We start from the raw sequence: 17137 nt of genomic DNA, 5'->3' as shown, positions 1-17137 counted from the left end.
CGTTTTTCTAGTGAGGTGATGGAATGGACTCACAATCATTTAAACAAAGGATTAAAGAAAAATTCCCTGATTTATCAACAGGTCAAAAAAAAGTGGCTAATTACCTGATTGAACATCTTAACCAAGCTGCCTTTAAAACGGCTTTTCAAATTGGCCGTCAAGCAGCAGTGAGTGAAACCACAGTGATCCGCCTTTCGTATGCATTGGGCTTTGAAAGCTTTAGTGAGATGCAGGCTGTCATTCAAGAAGAGCTGCTCCGCGAAAATCAAGCTGCCATTAGCGAACATACCATTATGCAAATTGGTTCTAGCGATCCTTTTAAAAGAGTCATCTTAAACGAGATTCAAATTTTAAAACAATTGATTAATAGAAGAAATGTACAGGAGATTTGGAAAGCGGTTGATGCACTTATAAAGGCAGATCAAGTGTTAATCGCCGGGCATATGCTATCCCACGCTGCTGCCTATTGGTTTTCCTATATGCTTGGATCGATCAGAGACCATGTAGACTTATGCTCTCCAACAGGGGACTTTATAGAGAAATTATCTAATCTGACTAAAGATTCTGTTGCTGTAGTATTTTCCTTTTCAAGGTATTCCACTCAAACTATGAAGATGGCTGAGTATGTTTCGGAAAATGGAATTTGTTTAATTACGGTGACAGACCGGATGCTTTCCCCAGTTGGGAGAATTTCCGATATTGTCCTGACAACAGAAGAAAATGTCCAAACCGGCAGCAATTCTATTGCGTCGGTCATTAGTTTGGTTGATTTAATTATTGAAGGTATTCACGAAAAAGACACGGAGCGGATTCGGGCCCATCAGCAAAAATTAGAAGAAATGTATTCAAGCTTTAATGTTTTTAGTGAATGATTGCGAGCAGAAATTAGAAATGAGATGTCGATCATGAATCCAATTGATTATATTGAGCAAAACAAAGAATTACTATTTCAAACCTATCACGATTTGCATAGAGTGGCGGAGCCCAGCTGGGAAGAGCAAAAAACATCACAATATTTAGTGAACCGCTTGAAAAATGCAGGTATTCTCGTCAAGACGTTTCCCACCCATTACGGAATTGTCGCCGAGATTCCCGGACAATCCGACCAGGTTATCGCTTTAAGAGCAGATCTGGACGCTCTTGTTCAGGAAGTGGATGGTGTGGTAAAGGTCAATCATTCATGCGGACATGATGCCCACAGTACTATGGTTCTTTATTCTGCCTTGGCTTTAGCTGCGAGTGGCATGAACCCGAAGCATACCCTAAGATTTATTTTTCAGCCTGCAGAAGAAAAAGGCGAAGGTGCCCTACAGATGATGGAGGACGGTGCACTAGAACAGGTTAAACTGTTGTTTGGCGTTCATATGCGCCCGCAATTTGAGGTTCCTTATTCGCATGCCTCACCTGTGATTATCCACGGTTCTGCAGGGACAGTGAAAGGGACGATTAAAGGTAGACAAGCCCATGCGGCACGTCCTCAAGACGGGATCAATGCGATAGAAGCTGCGGCGCTGATTGTCCAGAAACTTAAAGGGATTAAGCTTGAAACAAAGCTGCCTTATTCCATCAAAATGACCCAGCTGCACACTGAGAACGAATCATCTAATGTGATTCCGGAAACGGCGGGCTTTACCATCGATGCCAGAGCCCAATCCAATGAAGTAATGGATATACTAACACAACGGACTCATGAAATCATGGAGCAAGTAATGGAGGAATCGGGTGCTTTTGTTCAGTGGAAGATGGAAGAGTACGTTCCTGCAGCAATTAAGAATGAAAAAGCTATAAAGTTTGCTGAAAACGCTATCAAGGATATTCTCGGGGAACATCAGGTTGTTCCAGTCTGTGTTTCTCAAGGGGGTGAGGACTTCCATTTTTACACAGTGAAAAACCCAGGGCTTCCTGCCACAATGATTGGATTGGGCTGTGGCCTTGCTCCCGGCCTGCATCATCCAAAGATGACATTTCAATTAGAAGCACTGCATTATGGCGCTAAAATCTTAACAAAAACCATAATGCTAGCTTTAGAAGAATACTAAAAAAAAAGAGGTGTTTTATGCAAAATACTGCTCGTAAAGCGGATGCTGTCGTTCAAACTTCACCCCAGGGAAAAGAACATTTAGAACGTAAGCTCAAAACTAGACATTTAACGATGATTGCCATCGGCGGGACGATTGGTACCGGTCTGTTCCTTGCAAGTGGTGCTACCATACATGATGCTGGTCCTGGCGGTGCGCTTGCAGCCTATATGATTGCTGGAATTATGGTTTATTTCCTAATGACCAGCTTGGCTGAAATGGCAGCCCTTATTCCGATTTCAGGGTCGTTTTCGACCTATTCGGCAAGGTTTGTGGACCCCGCTCTTGGCTTTGCAGTGGGCTGGAACTATTGGTACAATAACGCAATCATTCTGGCCTTGGAGTTATCTGCGTCTTCATTAATCATGAAATACTGGTTTCCCAATACACCGGGAATCGTATGGAGTGCAAGTTTTCTAGCTATTATTTTTGCATTAAATATTTTATCTGTTAAAGGATATGGAGAAGCAGAATTCTGGTTTTCACTGATCAAGGTTGTCACGATTATTGTTTTCATCGCCATTGGTTTATTAATGATTTTTGGAATCATGAGCGGTCATACTGGCGGATTTGAAAACTTCACAAAGGGGGAAGCACCATTTAAAGGCGGCCTGTTTGCCATCTTCAGTGTTTTCATGGTAGTCGGATTTGCCTTCCAAGGAACGGAAATGGTCGGTGTTGCAGCGGGTGAAAGTGAAAATCCAGAAAGGGATATGCCGCGTTCCATCAAACAAATCTTTTGGCGGATTCTTTTGTTCTATGTTCTTGCGATTTTTGTTATTGGTGCTTTAATCAGTTACAAAGATCCAAATTTATTAGGCGGCGATTTGGAAAATATTGCTGTCAGTCCGTTTACACTTGTGTTTAAACACGCAGGATTTGCGTTTGCTGCTGCGGCCATGAATGCTGTTATTCTAACTTCGGTTTTATCGGCAGGAAATTCCTCTTTATATGTAGGCTCTCGTGTCCTTTGGACGCTTGCTGAGGAAGGTAAAGCACCTAGATTTTTGAAAAAAGTGAGTAAAGGCGGCGTACCGGTTAACGCCATTTATTTGACTACGTTAGTCGGAATGTTATGCTTTCTTACGTCCCTGTTTGGCGACGGAACGGTTTATAATTGGTTATTAAACGCTGCCGGGTTGGCAGGATATCTTTCTTGGTTGAGTATTTCCGTCACCCACTACCGGTTTAGAAAAGCTTATAAAGCCCAAGGCAGAGATATGAAAGACCTGCCTTATGTCGCCAAATGGTTCCCATTAGGCCCTATTTTGGCTACAGCATTATGTTTAGTCGCGATGCTCGGCACCAACTATGGAGCCTTTATCGGCGACAAGATAGACTGGTATGGAATTGCTGTTTCCTACATTGGACTGCCATTATTTATTTTGGGTTATTTAAGTTATAAAATCACGAAGAAATCCAAAATGGTTCCACTTCAAGAGTGTGATTTCAGCCGCGAATAAATTTGCTCCCCAAACCGCCAAATACGGCGGTTTGGCTTTTTGAAAAATTATGAAATAATGAATGATATACATATCAATTGAGGAGGGGACACAAGGTGAAAATAAAACAAGTTAACCTGCGTCATTTAAAGATGGATTTGCTTTATCCATTTGTAACTAGTTTCGGTGCAGAGTATGATAAGGATTTTATCCTTGTTGAAATCATGAATGAGGACGGGCTTGTTGGCTGGGCTGAGAATGTGGCTATGCCGACTCCTTATTATAATGAAGAAACGGTCAAAACCAATTGGCACATGCTGGAGGATTTTCTGATTCCGATTTTATTAAATAGTGAAATTCACCATCCGGATGAACTTGCTGAGAAATTTGCTCATATTCGCGGCAACTATATGGCAAAGGCATGCTTGAATATGGCTGTTTGGGATTTATATGCCAGAGAGCAAAATGCATCTCTAGCAAGTGTGCTGGGAGGAACGAAAAAAATAATCGATGTAGGCGTGAGTATCGGCATCAAGGATTCCATTGAGGCAACATTGGATGTAATTGAACAGCGCCGTGCGGAAGGCTACAAACGCTTTAAGTTAAAAATTAAGCCGGGCTGGGATGTTGAATTAATTGATAAGGTTCGTAAAGTTTTCCCAGATATTCCGCTCATGGCGGACGCTAATTCCGCTTACACCTTAGCGGATATGAATTTATTAAAAGCGCTGGATGACTATAATCTAATGATGATTGAACAGCCCTTGGCGTACAATGATATTATTGACCATGCAGAATTGCAGGCTAATTTAAAAACGTCAATTTGCCTTGATGAAAGTATCCATTCACTTGAGGATACAAAGAAGGCTTTGAAATTGGGAAGCTGTAAAATTATTAACGTAAAGGTCGGCCGTGTTGGCGGTTTAACGGAGGCTAAGAAAATCCATGATTACTGCCTAGAGCGGAATGTCCCGCTTTGGTGCGGCGGCATGCTAGAAGCAGGTGTCGGCAGGGCCCACAATATCGCCATGACCGCCATGCCTGGATTTACTCTTCCTGGTGATACAGCCGGTTCATCACTTTACTGGGCAGAAGATATCATTGAGCCGGAGGTCATTGCTGAAAATGGAACGATCACCGTTCCTACTACACCTGGAATGGGATATGAAGTTAGCATGGATAAAGTTAAAAAATATACTTTATATAGCAAGACATATCGCTGATAGAAATCGACAGGTTTGGGCCTGGCGATTCAGATTGTCGAGATTTTTCTCGGCAATTTTATATTTTGTCTAAACCTAAAGGAGTTAGGGTTTGGCGAGTAAATTTTGAAATTAGGCGAGTAAAAGTCAAAAGTTGGCGAGTAAATCCTAGTTTTTGGCGAGTAAATCCTCAAATCAAGCGAGTAAATTTTAAAAAGGTATTTTTTAGATCTCATATGTTACCTGAGCCAGGCTCGCCGCCTGGCTTTTTGGGGTGAATTCCCCCTGAAAAATAAGTTTGGAAAGTAAATCAGGTATTCCGGTAAGTATATGGCAAAAAAGTGTAAATAAAATCATGAATATGGCAAGTATTTCTCCCCATCTGGAAAGTAACCACACCAAATCGGAAAGTATATCCAAATAAATGGTAATGTGAGGACATTTTCCTCTAAGATTGCTTCGATTATGTCCTTCATGTCCTCATGAAGGGCTGGGGCTTAAAAGAATGAGGGGATAAGATGGGCCTCCATCATCCGAACTTTTTAAAAAGAATCGAGAAATCAATATATTGAAAGGCCAAAAATAAAAGGCCATCGAAAGTTTTTCGACAGCCTTTTATTTCTATTCAATTGATAAAATTCCGCTCTTACCTTGTTCCGCTTTTCCAAGCTTCTTCACATTTAATTTTGTTAAATTTGTGAAGATAACTGGTGTTACAACAGATGGTACGGATTTCTTAACAAAATTCAAATCAAACTTCAGAATTTCTTGACCATTTACTACTTGCTGGCCCTCGTGAACAAGTACGTTAAATCCTTCACCTTTTAAATTAACGGTATCCAAACCGATATGGATTAAAATTTCATAACCTTGCTTCGATTTGATGCCAATCGCATGTTTGGTTGGAAAAACATTCATTATTTCCCCGTCTACTGGTGATACAACAACCCCGTTGGCAGGGATAATTCCAAAGCCGTCACCCATCATTTTTTGTGAGAATACCTGATCAGGAACCTCTGAAAGCGGGATGATTTCCCCTTCAATTGGCATCACAAAGTCTTTATCAGTCAACGGCTGGAGACCGTTTGAAACTACTGGTTTATTTTCTTCAACACTTTTATCGAAATTTACCGCCTTCGTATCCATGTTCTTCATGGCATCGGCGACAAATTCAACCTCAGTACCGACAACAACCTGCAGGTTCTTTTTATTCAATTTCATGATCCCTTTAGCACCATGCGTTTTCAAGGCAGAATCGTTAACTTTATCCATATCCACCACATTTAAACGGAGGCGGGTTGTACAGTTATCAATCGTTGTAATGTTATCCCGACCGCCGATATCATTGATAAAATGATAAGCCATCATTTCATATTTGTTGCCTCCAGCAGTTGCAGCAGCTGGGGATTCAGAAATTTCCTCAGCAGATTCGTCCTCACGTCCAGGAGTTTTAATATCAAGTGCCTTTATTAAGAAATAGAAAATAGCGAAATAAACAACAGCATAAACAAGGCCTACAACTAATAACAAGATCGGTTTTTCAGCGATATTGAAATTTAACAAATAGTCGATTGCACCCGCTGAAAAAGTAAATCCATCCCTAATTCCCAAAAGGGAGGTAATCCACATGGACAATCCTGTTAAGACAGCGTGAATTCCGTAAAGAATTGGCGCGATAAACATGAATGAAAATTCAATTGGTTCAGTAATACCTGTTAAGAATGACGTTAACGCCAGACCGATAAACATCCCGGAAGTTGCTTTTCGCTTTTCCGGCTTAGCGGCAGCGATAATGGCAAATGCTGCTGCAGGAAGTCCAAACATCATAATCGGGAAGAATCCGGTCATGTATCCCCCGGCTGTTGGATCGCCTGCGAAGAAGCGGGCAATGTCTCCAGCTTTGCCTTCAAATTCGCCAAACTGGAACCAGAATAAGCTATTTAATACATGGTGCAAACCTAAAGGAATAAGCAGGCGGTTTAAGAATCCGAAAATACCGGAGCCAACTGCGCCTAATCCAATAATCCAGTTGCCAACTCCATTAATCGCATCCTGGATTGGCGGCCAAACAAAGCCGGCAATTCCCGCTAAAACGACCATCGCTAAGGAGGTAATAATCGGAACAAAACGTCTGCCGCTAAAGAATCCTAACCACTCAGGAAGCTTCACATCACGGTAGCGATTGTAAAGAAGTCCCGCGATGATCCCTGTGAGAATCCCTCCGAGAACACCCATGTTGATGTTTTTATCGATTGCTTTTGTTCCTTCTGTTAAAACTAAATAACCAATTGCACCAGCCAATGCTGCCGCACCATTATTATCTTTAGCAAATCCCATTGCTACCCCAATAGCGAAAATCAAAGCGAGGTTAGCAAATATGGCATTCCCCGCATTGGCAATAAACGGAATATCCAATAAATCCGGCTGCCCAAAACGAAGCAGCAATCCTGCTGCTGGCAATACTGCGATAGGAAGCATGAGAGCTTTACCGATTCGTTGTAAAAAGCCTAACATGATGTTTTCTCTCCTTTTATTAAAAGATTATCCTAGTTGAAAGCGCTTTTCGTGTACAAATATACCACCAACCGATTATAGATGTCTATACCAATTTAAAAGTGTTATTTTTTAAAATTATTCAAATACTTGATAAATCAATGTTTATAAAGGTTGAAAACGCTCTAATTTATTTCCTTAATAAAAATTGGTATAGACAACTAGAAAAAAGTAATGCTACTATTAAGTGAGAATCTGAAAGGAAGTAATGAAAATGAACCCAATAGATAATCTTATCTTAATTAAAGATATAAAAATCTATACAGAAGATCGCATTATTGAAAAAGGATATATAAAAATTGAAAATAACCACATCATTGAAGTTGGGAGATTAGAGGATCTTTCTAATGAAGGAAACTTTGAAATAATTGAGGTTCCTTCCAATTATATTGCGGTACCGGGATTCATTGATGTCCATATCCATGGAGTGAACGGTGCCGATACGATGGATGCAACAAAAGAAGCCTTGGACAACATGGCGTCGTCCTTGCCTGGTGAAGGAACAACAAGCTTTTTAGCCACCACCATGACCCATGAACCAGAACAAATTGAAAAAGCCGTTATCAATGCTGGTGATTATATATCTAATCAACCGGATAAAGGCCAGGCAGAAATTCTTGGGATCCATTTGGAAGGGCCGTTTGTCAATGCCAGCCGCGCAGGAGCACAGCCCGCACAATACATCATAGATCCAAATCTCTCATTATTAAAAGAGTGGCAAGAACGATCCAATGGAATGATAAAACTTGTCACCTTAGCTCCCGAGCGGCCAGGCGGTTTAGAGATGGTCCGTTATTTAAGGGAAAACGGTATTATTGCTTCCATCGGACATTCCGATGCCACCTTTGAAGAGGTAGGGGAAGCAGTAAAAGCCGGTGCCAATCATGTTACACATTTATTCAATCAAATGAGAGGCCTTCATCATCGTGAACCCGGCATAGTGGGTGCAGCCTTTTTGCATGATGAGTTAAAGGCAGAGATGATTGTTGATGGCGTGCATGTTCACCCGGAAATGGTCAAACTTGCCTTTAAACAAAAACAGAGTGAAGGAATTATCTTAATTACTGACTCGATGCGGGCTAAATGCTTGAAAAACGGCCATTATGACCTTGGCGGACAAGAGGTAACCGTGAAAGATGGCAAAGCTACACTTGCGGATGGGACTTTGGCCGGCAGTATTTTGAAATTGGGACATGCAGTAAAAAATGTCCTATCATTTACAGGCTGTACCCTTGAAGAGGCTGTTCAAATGGTTTCCGTGAATCCGGCAAAACAGCTAAATATATATGACAAGAAAGGCAGCATTGCGGCTGGAAAAGATGCGGACATCGTCATTCTTGATCACAATATGGAAATCTTCATGACTCTTTGCCGGGGAGCAGTTGCTTTTAAAAAGGAGGCAGAAAAAGAATGAAAATTATTGAAGTTAAAGATTATAACGAAATGAGTCTGAAAGCGGCGGAATATATCATTGAAAAAGTTATAAACAATCCTAGAATAAAACTTGGTTTAGCAACAGGCGGCACTCCTGTTGGAACTTACAAAAATTTAATTGCCGATCATCGGAAGAACGGAACTTCCTATCAACATGTTACAACATTTAATTTGGATGAATATATAGGGCTTTCCGGCGATAATCAAAACAGCTATCGTTATTTCATGAATGAGCAATTGTTCAACCATATCGATGTCCATGAAAGTAAAACCTTTATTCCGAGCGGGATTGTTAAAGATATGCAGGCTGAATGCCTTTATTATGACGATTTAATCGAAAAACATGGCGGGATTGATTTGCAACTACTGGGAATTGGCCAAAACGGTCATATCGGCTTTAATGAACCGGGAACCTCATTTCGTTCTAACACGCATGTCGTTCAGTTGGCGCCGTCAACCATTCAAGCTAACGCCAGATTTTTTAACAATATAGAGGAAGTACCAACCAAAGCCATTACCATGGGGATTGCTTCCATACTAAGAAGCAAGGAAATTTTACTTTTAGTTTCTGGAGAATCCAAGAATGACGCCATGTTTAAGCTGTTGAATGGGGAATTAACAGAAAATTTCCCGGCCTCTGCTCTGAAAAAACATCCTTATGTTACAATAATTGCAGATAAAGCGGCTGTTGCAGATTTAAAGCTGCCTTGTTAAAGGCAGGCATTAGGACATCAAAACGTCCTGAGTAAAGAGAGAAAGGTGTTAATGGCAAAATGATTAATAAGAACTCCCCCATTCCTATTTATTATCAATTGGAAGAGCATATTAAAGAGTTAATTGAAAAAGGGGAACTACTGCCGGGAGATGCCCTTCCTCCAGAACGGGAATACGCTGAAAAGTATAAAATCAGCCGAATGACGGTGAGGCAGGCCTTTACCCAGCTCGTTAATGATGGCTATTTATATCGCTTGCAAGGAAAGGGAACCTTTGTTGCAGAGCGGAAAATCGAGCAGCCCCTGCAAGGATTAACCAGTTTTACCGAGGATATGAAGACACGAGGAATGATTCCGGGGAGTCAGTTAATTCATTTTGAAATGATTCCGGCATCGATACAAGTTGCCAGTCAGCTTTCCATTTCGGAGTTTGCTCCAGTATATGAAATCAAAAGGATTCGTTTGGCAGATGGTGTTCCCATGGCGTATGAAACGAACTACATATCCGCCAATCTTATTAAAGGACTTACAGAACAAATTGTCAATCAATCATTATATGCCTATATTGAAGGGCAGTTACATTTAAAAATCGACAGCGCCTCTCAGATGATTGAGTCTTCAATTGCGAATCAAAATGAAGCAAAATTGCTTAAAATCAACAAGGGAGCGCCCGTCATGCTCATCCAGCGAAACACTTACTTAAAGGACGGGACCCCTGTTGAGTTAGTAAAGTCAGTTTATCGGGCAGACCGTTACAAATTCATGATTCAGATGAAGAGATAAAAATGATGGAGATTTTGCTATGTTCAATCAATACTTTAAAAAACTAAAAGAGCTATTGACCACCGTTGAAGAGGTGGAAGGAAAAAGCATAAAAGCGGCAGCACACGAGATTGCCAAGTGTATTGAAAATGATGGAATTGTTCATGTATTTGGCTGCGGCCACTCGCACATGATTGGGGAGGAGCTTTTTTACCGTGCTGGCGGATTGGTTCCAATAAACCCCATCTTGATCGAAGACCTTATGCTTCATAAAGGAGCAGTACGTTCGTCTCAACTGGAACAGCAAAATGATTTTGCCGATTCATTTATGGGGAACATCAGTATAGCGCCAAATGATGTCGTCATGATTGTTTCTACATCAGGAAGAAATCCGGTCCCCATTGATGTGGCAAAATGGGCTAAGAAACAGAAGGCCTTTGTCATTGCCATTACTTCACTTGCTTATCCAAAAAATGTTTCGTCCCGACATAAAGACGGACATTATCTGTTTCAAGCGGCGGACCTTGTCATCGATAACCACATTCCTATAGGGGATGCCATGATGGAGCTGCCAGATCTGGAAGTATCGTTTGGATCGGGTTCCACTGTTGTGGGCACAGCAATTGCCAATGGAATCATGGCCGAGGCGGTGAATATGATGGTGGAACATCAGTTTACTCCGCCTATCTTTAAAAGCGGCAATGCTGATGGTTCGGCTAAACATAATCGTGAGTTAATCAATAGATATAAAAACAGAATTCCTATGCTGGATAAATAAAGCATTTAATTACTCAAAAAGCTTGTGAAATCGCGGGCTTTTTTTGTGTTTTAAGACGTTAATTTCCATTAATACTTTCCTTAAGAAATTTAGAAAATAAGTAAGCAAGCGAAAATTTTTTCAAAAGGGGGTATTACAATTGATAAAAAAATCGGTTAGCTTAACTTTAACTGCTATCCTTACAATGGGTTTGGCTGCGTGTAACAATGACAGAAATGACATTAACGATCGTAACAGGGTGAGTCTGGATACGAACAACCGAAATAATGGCATCTTCAATGTTCGTAATGGCAGAGATGATGGGATTGACCATAATGGTCCACTGACGGAAGATTATACAAATAATGACAACAACGACCCGGACTTTGATGCAAATCTGTTTAATGATAATCGAAAAATAAGACGAACCAATGATGATACGGTTTCAGCTTATTTCACAAATTTAGACAGCGATCAATATCCTCATACGAGAGCTGTCTTAATCAGGGATGCTAAATATCAATTTGCCCGTCTCGACCCTAGTCAAGGCAATTGGTTCCAAACTGGAGTAATCGAGCAGGCACAGCCGTTCCTACAGGGACCAAACGTAAACGTGCCGACGCCAGCACCAGCACCTGCACCGAAGCAGACCCAGCCTGTCCCGGCTCCTGCGCCAGCACCAACACCAGCACCAAAGCAGACTCAGCCGGCACCAGCACCAGCACCTGCTCCTGCACCGAAGCAGACGACACCGGCGCCGCAGCCTAAGGCACCAGCTAAAAGTACTGCACCGACGACTGGCACAGTCGGTCAATATGCGCAGCAGGTGATTGATTTAACGAATGCCCAGCGGAGCAAAAATGGTCTTCCAGCCTTAAAGGCCGATGCACAGTTAAGTAGTGTTGCTCAAAAGAAGGCCCTAGACATGCAGCAAAACCACTATTTCTCTCATACAAGCCCAACGTATGGCTCGCCATTTGACATGATGAGGGACTTTGGTGTCACTTATAAATCAGCAGGAGAAAATATTGCGCAAGGACAGCGGACCCCACAAGAGGTAGTGAATGCCTGGATGAACAGTGAAGGCCACCGCAAAAACATTCTCAGCCCTAACTTTACCCATATTGGTGTAGGGTTTGAAGAAACAGGCAAGCATTGGTCGCAGATGTTTATCGGGAAATAAATGAAAACTCGCCGATTGGCAAGTCCGTCAGGACGGTTCATGAGGCGTAGTTGAGTTTATACTTATTAGCAAAAAACACAGCAAAAAACCGACGGCACGAATGTACCGTCGGTTTTCATCATATTTGTTTTTTCAAAATGGATGTAAGAGTGGGGAATTTGAATGAAAATGTTGTCCCTACGCCTTCTTTGCTTTCTACCGAAATAGTTCCTCCCATGGCCCGGACAATACTGTAGACAACCATCATACCAAGGCCTGTGCCATTTTTCCCTTTTGTCGAGTAAAACGGCTCTCCAAGCCGTTCGATTTGTTTGCCTGTCATGCCCATGCCAGTATCATTGACACAAATCGTTACATAGGATTGATTAAATTTTGTAGATACGCTCAAATACCCGCCATTTGGCATTGCTTCAATGGCATTTTTTAAAACATTCACAAAGCATTGGCGAAATTTCTGCCGATCTCCTTTAATCATCCCAATAACTGAAAAGTCGGTAATAATCTCAACAGAATTCTGTTTGGCTAAAGGCTGGACAATATTTATGATTTGCTTGAGTTCACTTTTAAGATTAAGCTCCTCGTACGTTTCGATGGAAGGCTTGGCAAAAGTCAAATAATCTTGGATGACTCTTTCTGCAGAATTTAGCTCTTCCTTGACGATAGATAAGTATTCTTTTCTTTTTTGCCGCGGGAGATGGTCATCCTCCAAAAGCTGTACAAATCCGCTTGCCGCCGTCAAGGGATTTCTGATTTCATGTGAAATGGCCGCGCCCATTTGTTCCACTGCTTTTAACTTTTCCGCCTTCACTAATTGCTGTCTCATTTCAATATTTTTTTGAATGAATTCAATAGCATAGGCGATAATTCCAATTCCAAGTGCGGGGATTATTAAATAAGCGACCCAAACATCGAGCCAATATGCATGGGTATCCGTTAAGACCATGCCCACTACTGTCAAAGCACTCAGAGTCATTCCGAAGCAAATAGATATGAAAATGCGTCTTTCAGGACCTTGCTTCCAAAACCAGGGGAAAATCCGCCAAACAACAATGGCATAGGGAATAAATAGCAGGGTCGTTAAAAACAAGCCAGAATTAATTCCAAAAAAGCTTCTCATAATAATGGCGGCCGCTACTAGAATCGGACCAATACCAATATATAATCCGCCGATGACGAGTGGAATGATTCTTAAATCGAACCTAGCGGAAGAAATAGGATTATAGGAAAATTGGATGCAAATCCAAAGCATCACAATAAAAAATACGATATAAGAGGACTTAGAAAGGGTAATCTTTTTACTTTTGTCGACTAAAATAAAACTGAAAAAGAGAAAGATGATTAAAATGGATAGATTTAAGAAAAGATGTTTTGTTACTTCCATTAACTTCACCATCCAAAAGACCTGTTAGGAAAATTTTACAGGTAAATTCCGCAGGTTTCAACAAATTTTACCTTTTTTTCTCAAAATTACGACAAATATGTGGAAAAAGTATATCGGAGGGATTCAAATGGTTCATTTACTCTATTATGCTACACCCATCTTAGCCGCTTTTATCGTTTTCGGACCCGTCTTTTTATTTAAATCATCAACCATTTCGGAGAATAAATCCAAGTATTATGAAGCATTGACAGAATTGGAAAAGGACCCTAAAAATGAGAAATTAAAATTAAGTGCCATCGAATTGGGACGCAAATTTTATGGTTCTGCAAGAATCACTGGTACCGCAACGACCTTTGATGAAGCCATCATAAATTGTGAAATTTACGCATGCGAAATGAATGAAACGGAAGCGTAGTGCTAAAGAAAAATAAAAATAATCGAGAACGGGGCTAAAGTCTGCGATGCCCCGTTCTTCTTTTTTTAGAATTTAGTCCATTTTTTGTCGAATTTTTGCGCTGACCTAAAAAAAGTATAAAAAAATCTAAAATCAGCAGGGTTAACGATAGGAATGAAAACATTTACAATAATTTTAGAAAGCACTTACAAAATCATGAAGAATTAAAAAAATCAAAAAAAGGAGGAGGATTTGCTAGTGAAAGCGCTGAAACGATTTTGTCTGCTCATAGATAGTCTTTTTGAAAAAGTGGCGTTAGGCTCACTGGTTGCCATGATTATCATCGTAACGCTGCAGGTTTTTACTCGAAAATTGTTTAATTTCGTATTGTTTTGGTCAGAGGAGGTTACTCTTCTGATGTTATGCTGGTTTTCGTTTATGGGAATTGCCATTGGCGTTCGTGAGAAACTGCATTTAGCCATTGAATCCTTTACCGCAAAACTGCCCCCGGCAGCGATTAACGTCATCGACAAAGTAGTATCACTTGCTACAATGGCATTCGGTTATTATTTGTTGAAATATGGCTGGGATTTTACCGTTCTAATGAGTGAATCGACTCTGCCAGCAACAAAACTATCCAATGCTTGGGAATATGGTGTCATGCCAATTACAGGTTTTATGATGATCATTTACGCCTTTTTACAATTAATTGGTATTGACACTAGAAGACACAATGTTGAAGGTGGTGGCCACTAACGATGGATCAAACAACAATTGCCATAATCATTCTGCTTTCTAGCTTTGTTATCATGCTGGTGCTGCGTTTTCCTGTGGCACTTACATTGGCAGGTTCAACTGTTCTTACAATGATATATTTGAACATTCCGCTTGAGGTTGTTGGACAACGGATGATTCAAGGTGTAAATTCATTTGCATTATTAACAATCCCGTTCTTTATCCTGGCTGGACAATTAATGAATGAGGGTGGTTTGGCCGCTCGCTTAATTAATTTTGCCATGCTAATAGTCGGCCGTGTACGCGGTGGCTTGGCAATGGTAAACGTCCTTGCCTGTCTATTGTTCGGTAATATTTCGGGTTCTGCTGCTGCGGACGTATCATCTATCGGTTCAGTTATGATCCCGATGATGAAGAAAAAAGGGTACAGTAAGGAATTTGCAACTGGTTTAACTTCCGCTGCTGCGATTCAGGGTGTAGTTGTTCCGCCAAGCCATAACTTAATTTTGTACTCTCTTGCTTCCGGCGGTGTATCCATTGCAACCTTATTTATGGCTGGTGTAGTGCCAGGAATCCTGCTTTGTGTAACGCTTATGGTTGTAGCCCGCATTTTGGCTATCCGCCAAGGCTTCACTCAAACTACTATCATTGAGAAAAAAGATAGACCTAAGGTCATTAAAGATGGAATCATTTCGGTTATGCCAATTGTGATCATCCTGGGCGGAATATTCTCGGGTTGGTTTACCGCATCGGAATCAGGCGCTATCGCTGTTCTGTATGCAGTCATTGTTACTTTCTTTGTCTTCAAGGAAATTCCGTTCAGCCGGATGGGGACCATCCTGATTCGTACCTTCAGGACAGTTTCAATGGTATTGTTTCTGATTGCAGCATCTAATGCTTTAGGTTATGTACTTTCGTTCCTGCAAATACCTAACATGGTGACAAATGGACTATTAAGTATCTCTGATAATCCGATTATTATCCTATTGATTATCAACGTGTTGCTGCTCATCCTCGGATGTGGCATGGATATGGCACCACTTATCTTGATTATGACACCAATCTTGCTTCCTGTTGTTACTGCAATGGGCATGGATCCGGTTCATTTCGGTATCATTCTAATGTTGAACTTAGGAATTGGACTTTTAACACCTCCGGTTGGTACGGTTCTTTTCATTGGCTCCGCAATTGGCGAAATCCCTATCATGAAAGCGGCCAAGGCAATGGCGCCGTTTGGATTGGTACTCGTGGCAGCATTGATGCTTTTAACCTACGTACCAAGTATTTCATTATGGCTGCCTAAATTGTTAGGGCATTAATAATGGTTTCAAAGATTTAACTATATAAAAATCAAATGTAAAATTGGGAAAGGGGATTTAAAATGAAGAAGTCAACGAAACGTGTATCTGTAACGCTTAGTGCAATTCTTGGGGCAAGTTTGATTCTATCCGCATGTGGAGGAGCCGCAGAAAAGTCAAACTCTTCCGATGGGTCAAAATCTGCCTCTGATGAAAAAACGTATTCTTTCCGTATTGCTGATAACCAGCCGGATAATTACCCAACTGTATTGGGCGATAAGAAATTTGCCGAGCTTGTTAATCAAAAATCAGATGGCCGCATTAAAATTAGTGTTTTCCCGAATGGACAGCTTGGGGATGAGAAATCTGTCATTGAACAGGTACAGCTGGGAGCGGTTGAATTTGCTCGTGTAAGTACTGGGCCGCTTGCTGAGTTCAGTAAACAGCTGGGTGTTTTCAGTCTTCCTTACATCTTTGACAATTCCGAACACCAATGGAATTTCTTAAACGGTGAAAAAGGGCAGGAATTATTAAAGAGCCTAGAAGGAGCCAAAATGTTGGGCCTTGCTTATTATGATTCCGGTTCTCGTAACTTCTACACCAATAAACCTGTCAAGAGTGTTGACGATCTGAAGGGCCACAAAATCCGTGTCCAACAGAGTCAGATTAATATTGATATGATTTCAGCCCTAGGCGGCAGCGCGACTCCAATGCCTTATGGAGAAGTGTTCAGCTCACTGCAGACTGGCGTTATCGATGGAGCAGAAAATAACCTGCCAAGCTATGTTTCAGCTAACCACTATCAAGTTGCGAAGAATATCATTCTTGACGGCCACCAGCGGGTACCTGAAGTTGTGATCATGAGCAAATCTGTTTGGGATAAATTAAGCGACAAAGATAAAAAGATTATCCAGGAAGCTGCCCAAGAATCTGTTAAAACAGAAAGAGAAGAATGGGCTAAGATGGAGAAAGAGTCAGAAGCAAAAATGAAAGAATCTGGCGTAAACATTGTTAAGGTTGAAGATGTTAAGCCTTGGCAGCAAAAGGTTAAACCTGTAATCGATAAGTATCGTGCTGAATATAGCGACGTCCTAGATGCAATCGATAAGGCAAGAAAATAATCTATATTTTCTTAAGATACTGGGAAAGACTATGCTACTATTTATGCATAGTCTTTCTTTTTTCATTTTATAGAGAAACAAGGT

15 protein-coding genes are annotated in these 17137 nt (G+C 41.1%); 13 read left to right on the top strand and 2 right to left on the bottom strand.

Going from position 1 to position 17137, the window contains the following annotated elements:
- The first annotated feature begins 23 nt into the window (after positions 1-23).
- The 4 genes from KHA99_RS07695 (at position 24) to menC (ending at position 4743) form a co-directional block, all read left to right on the top strand.
- Positions 24-872, top strand: a complete 849-nt coding sequence (locus tag KHA99_RS07695; RefSeq protein ID WP_213116798.1) for a MurR/RpiR family transcriptional regulator — start codon at positions 24-26, stop codon at positions 870-872.
- Between the two features lie 33 nt (positions 873-905).
- On the top strand, positions 906-2039 hold the full coding sequence (locus tag KHA99_RS07690) for an amidohydrolase (protein WP_213116797.1): 1134 nt from the start codon (positions 906-908) through the stop codon (positions 2037-2039).
- A 17-nt stretch (positions 2040-2056) separates the two neighbouring features.
- Complete coding sequence (locus tag KHA99_RS07685) at positions 2057-3541, top strand: amino acid permease (RefSeq protein ID WP_213116796.1); 1485 nt, start codon at positions 2057-2059, stop codon at positions 3539-3541.
- A gap of 95 nt (positions 3542-3636) precedes the next feature.
- Positions 3637-4743 carry an o-succinylbenzoate synthase gene (gene menC / locus KHA99_RS07680; protein WP_213116795.1) on the top strand — a complete coding sequence of 369 codons (1107 nt, stop codon included), beginning with the start codon at positions 3637-3639 and terminating at the stop codon, positions 4741-4743.
- A 600-nt stretch (positions 4744-5343) separates the two neighbouring features.
- Here menC and nagE read toward each other — a convergent pair.
- Entirely contained in the window at positions 5344-7236 is a 1893-nt protein-coding gene (gene nagE, locus KHA99_RS07675) for an N-acetylglucosamine-specific PTS transporter subunit IIBC (protein WP_213116794.1), read from the bottom strand.
- Positions 7237-7489: 253 nt separating this feature from the next.
- On the opposite strand from nagE, the gene nagA reads away from it, so the two are divergent.
- The 5 genes from nagA to KHA99_RS07650 all read left to right on the top strand — a co-directional run bounded on the left by nagA (position 7490) and on the right by KHA99_RS07650 (position 12124).
- A complete protein-coding gene (nagA, locus tag KHA99_RS07670) occupies positions 7490-8689 on the top strand; it encodes an N-acetylglucosamine-6-phosphate deacetylase (RefSeq protein WP_213116793.1) in 1200 nt (399 codons plus the stop codon).
- A complete protein-coding gene (gene nagB, locus KHA99_RS07665; protein ID WP_213116792.1) occupies positions 8686-9423 on the top strand; it encodes a glucosamine-6-phosphate deaminase in 738 nt (245 codons plus the stop codon). The genes nagA and nagB overlap by 4 nt, the downstream gene beginning before the upstream one ends.
- A 59-nt stretch (positions 9424-9482) precedes the next feature.
- On the top strand, positions 9483-10205 hold the full coding sequence (locus tag KHA99_RS07660) for a GntR family transcriptional regulator (RefSeq protein WP_213116791.1): 723 nt from the start codon (positions 9483-9485) through the stop codon (positions 10203-10205).
- Between the two features lie 19 nt (positions 10206-10224).
- Complete coding sequence (locus tag KHA99_RS07655) at positions 10225-10962, top strand: SIS domain-containing protein (RefSeq protein ID WP_213116790.1); 738 nt, start codon at positions 10225-10227, stop codon at positions 10960-10962.
- 139 nt (positions 10963-11101) lie between these two features.
- Complete coding sequence (locus tag KHA99_RS07650; RefSeq protein ID WP_307852005.1) at positions 11102-12124, top strand: CAP domain-containing protein; 1023 nt, start codon at positions 11102-11104, stop codon at positions 12122-12124.
- Between the two features lie 118 nt (positions 12125-12242).
- Here KHA99_RS07650 and KHA99_RS07645 read toward each other — a convergent pair whose 3' ends face one another.
- Positions 12243-13505 carry an ATP-binding protein gene (locus KHA99_RS07645; protein WP_213116789.1) on the bottom strand — a complete coding sequence of 421 codons (1263 nt, stop codon included), beginning with the start codon at positions 13503-13505 and terminating at the stop codon, positions 12243-12245.
- A 127-nt stretch (positions 13506-13632) separates the two neighbouring features.
- Between KHA99_RS07645 and KHA99_RS07640 the strand changes: the two genes are divergently transcribed.
- The 4 genes from KHA99_RS07640 to KHA99_RS07625 all read left to right on the top strand — a co-directional run bounded on the left by KHA99_RS07640 (position 13633) and on the right by KHA99_RS07625 (position 17053).
- Positions 13633-13920, top strand: coding sequence for a hypothetical protein (locus tag KHA99_RS07640; protein ID WP_213116788.1), 288 nt, complete (start codon positions 13633-13635; stop codon positions 13918-13920).
- 237 nt (positions 13921-14157) lie between these two features.
- Positions 14158-14655, top strand: coding sequence for a TRAP transporter small permease (locus KHA99_RS07635; RefSeq protein ID WP_213116787.1), 498 nt, complete (start codon positions 14158-14160; stop codon positions 14653-14655).
- 2 nt (positions 14656-14657) lie between these two features.
- On the top strand, positions 14658-15953 hold the full coding sequence (locus KHA99_RS07630; RefSeq protein WP_213116786.1) for a TRAP transporter large permease: 1296 nt from the start codon (positions 14658-14660) through the stop codon (positions 15951-15953).
- Positions 15954-16015: 62 nt separating this feature from the next.
- Positions 16016-17053 carry a TRAP transporter substrate-binding protein gene (locus KHA99_RS07625; protein WP_213116785.1) on the top strand — a complete coding sequence of 346 codons (1038 nt, stop codon included), beginning with the start codon at positions 16016-16018 and terminating at the stop codon, positions 17051-17053.
- The last annotated feature ends 84 nt before the right edge of the window (positions 17054-17137 follow it).

Origin of the sequence: Neobacillus rhizophilus (assembly GCF_018343535.1) — a bacterium.
Taxonomy (GTDB): domain Bacteria; phylum Bacillota; class Bacilli; order Bacillales; family Cytobacillaceae; genus Neobacillus; species Neobacillus rhizophilus.
Note: the sequence above shows the minus strand (reverse complement) of the source record. Positions and strands in the feature narration are given on the sequence as shown.

Bases quoted from the DNA above. Each gene is read 5' to 3' on its own strand.
- KHA99_RS07695 (WP_213116798.1), top strand. From the start codon at position 24: ATGGACTCACAATCATTTAAACAAAGGATTAAAGAAAAATTCCCTGAT.
- KHA99_RS07690 (WP_213116797.1), top strand. From the start codon at position 906: ATGAATCCAATTGATTATATTGAGCAAAACAAAGAATTACTATTTCAA.
- KHA99_RS07685 (WP_213116796.1), top strand. From the start codon at position 2,057: ATGCAAAATACTGCTCGTAAAGCGGATGCTGTCGTTCAAACTTCACCC.
- nagE (WP_213116794.1), bottom strand. From the start codon at position 7,236: ATGTTAGGCTTTTTACAACGAATCGGTAAAGCTCTCATGCTTCCTATC.
- nagA (WP_213116793.1), top strand. From the start codon at position 7,490: ATGAACCCAATAGATAATCTTATCTTAATTAAAGATATAAAAATCTAT.
- nagB (WP_213116792.1), top strand. From the start codon at position 8,686: ATGAAAATTATTGAAGTTAAAGATTATAACGAAATGAGTCTGAAAGCG.
- KHA99_RS07660 (WP_213116791.1), top strand. From the start codon at position 9,483: ATGATTAATAAGAACTCCCCCATTCCTATTTATTATCAATTGGAAGAG.
- KHA99_RS07655 (WP_213116790.1), top strand. From the start codon at position 10,225: ATGTTCAATCAATACTTTAAAAAACTAAAAGAGCTATTGACCACCGTT.
- KHA99_RS07645 (WP_213116789.1), bottom strand. From the start codon at position 13,505: ATGGAAGTAACAAAACATCTTTTCTTAAATCTATCCATTTTAATCATC.
- KHA99_RS07640 (WP_213116788.1), top strand. From the start codon at position 13,633: ATGGTTCATTTACTCTATTATGCTACACCCATCTTAGCCGCTTTTATC.
- KHA99_RS07630 (WP_213116786.1), top strand. From the start codon at position 14,658: ATGGATCAAACAACAATTGCCATAATCATTCTGCTTTCTAGCTTTGTT.
- KHA99_RS07625 (WP_213116785.1), top strand. From the start codon at position 16,016: ATGAAGAAGTCAACGAAACGTGTATCTGTAACGCTTAGTGCAATTCTT.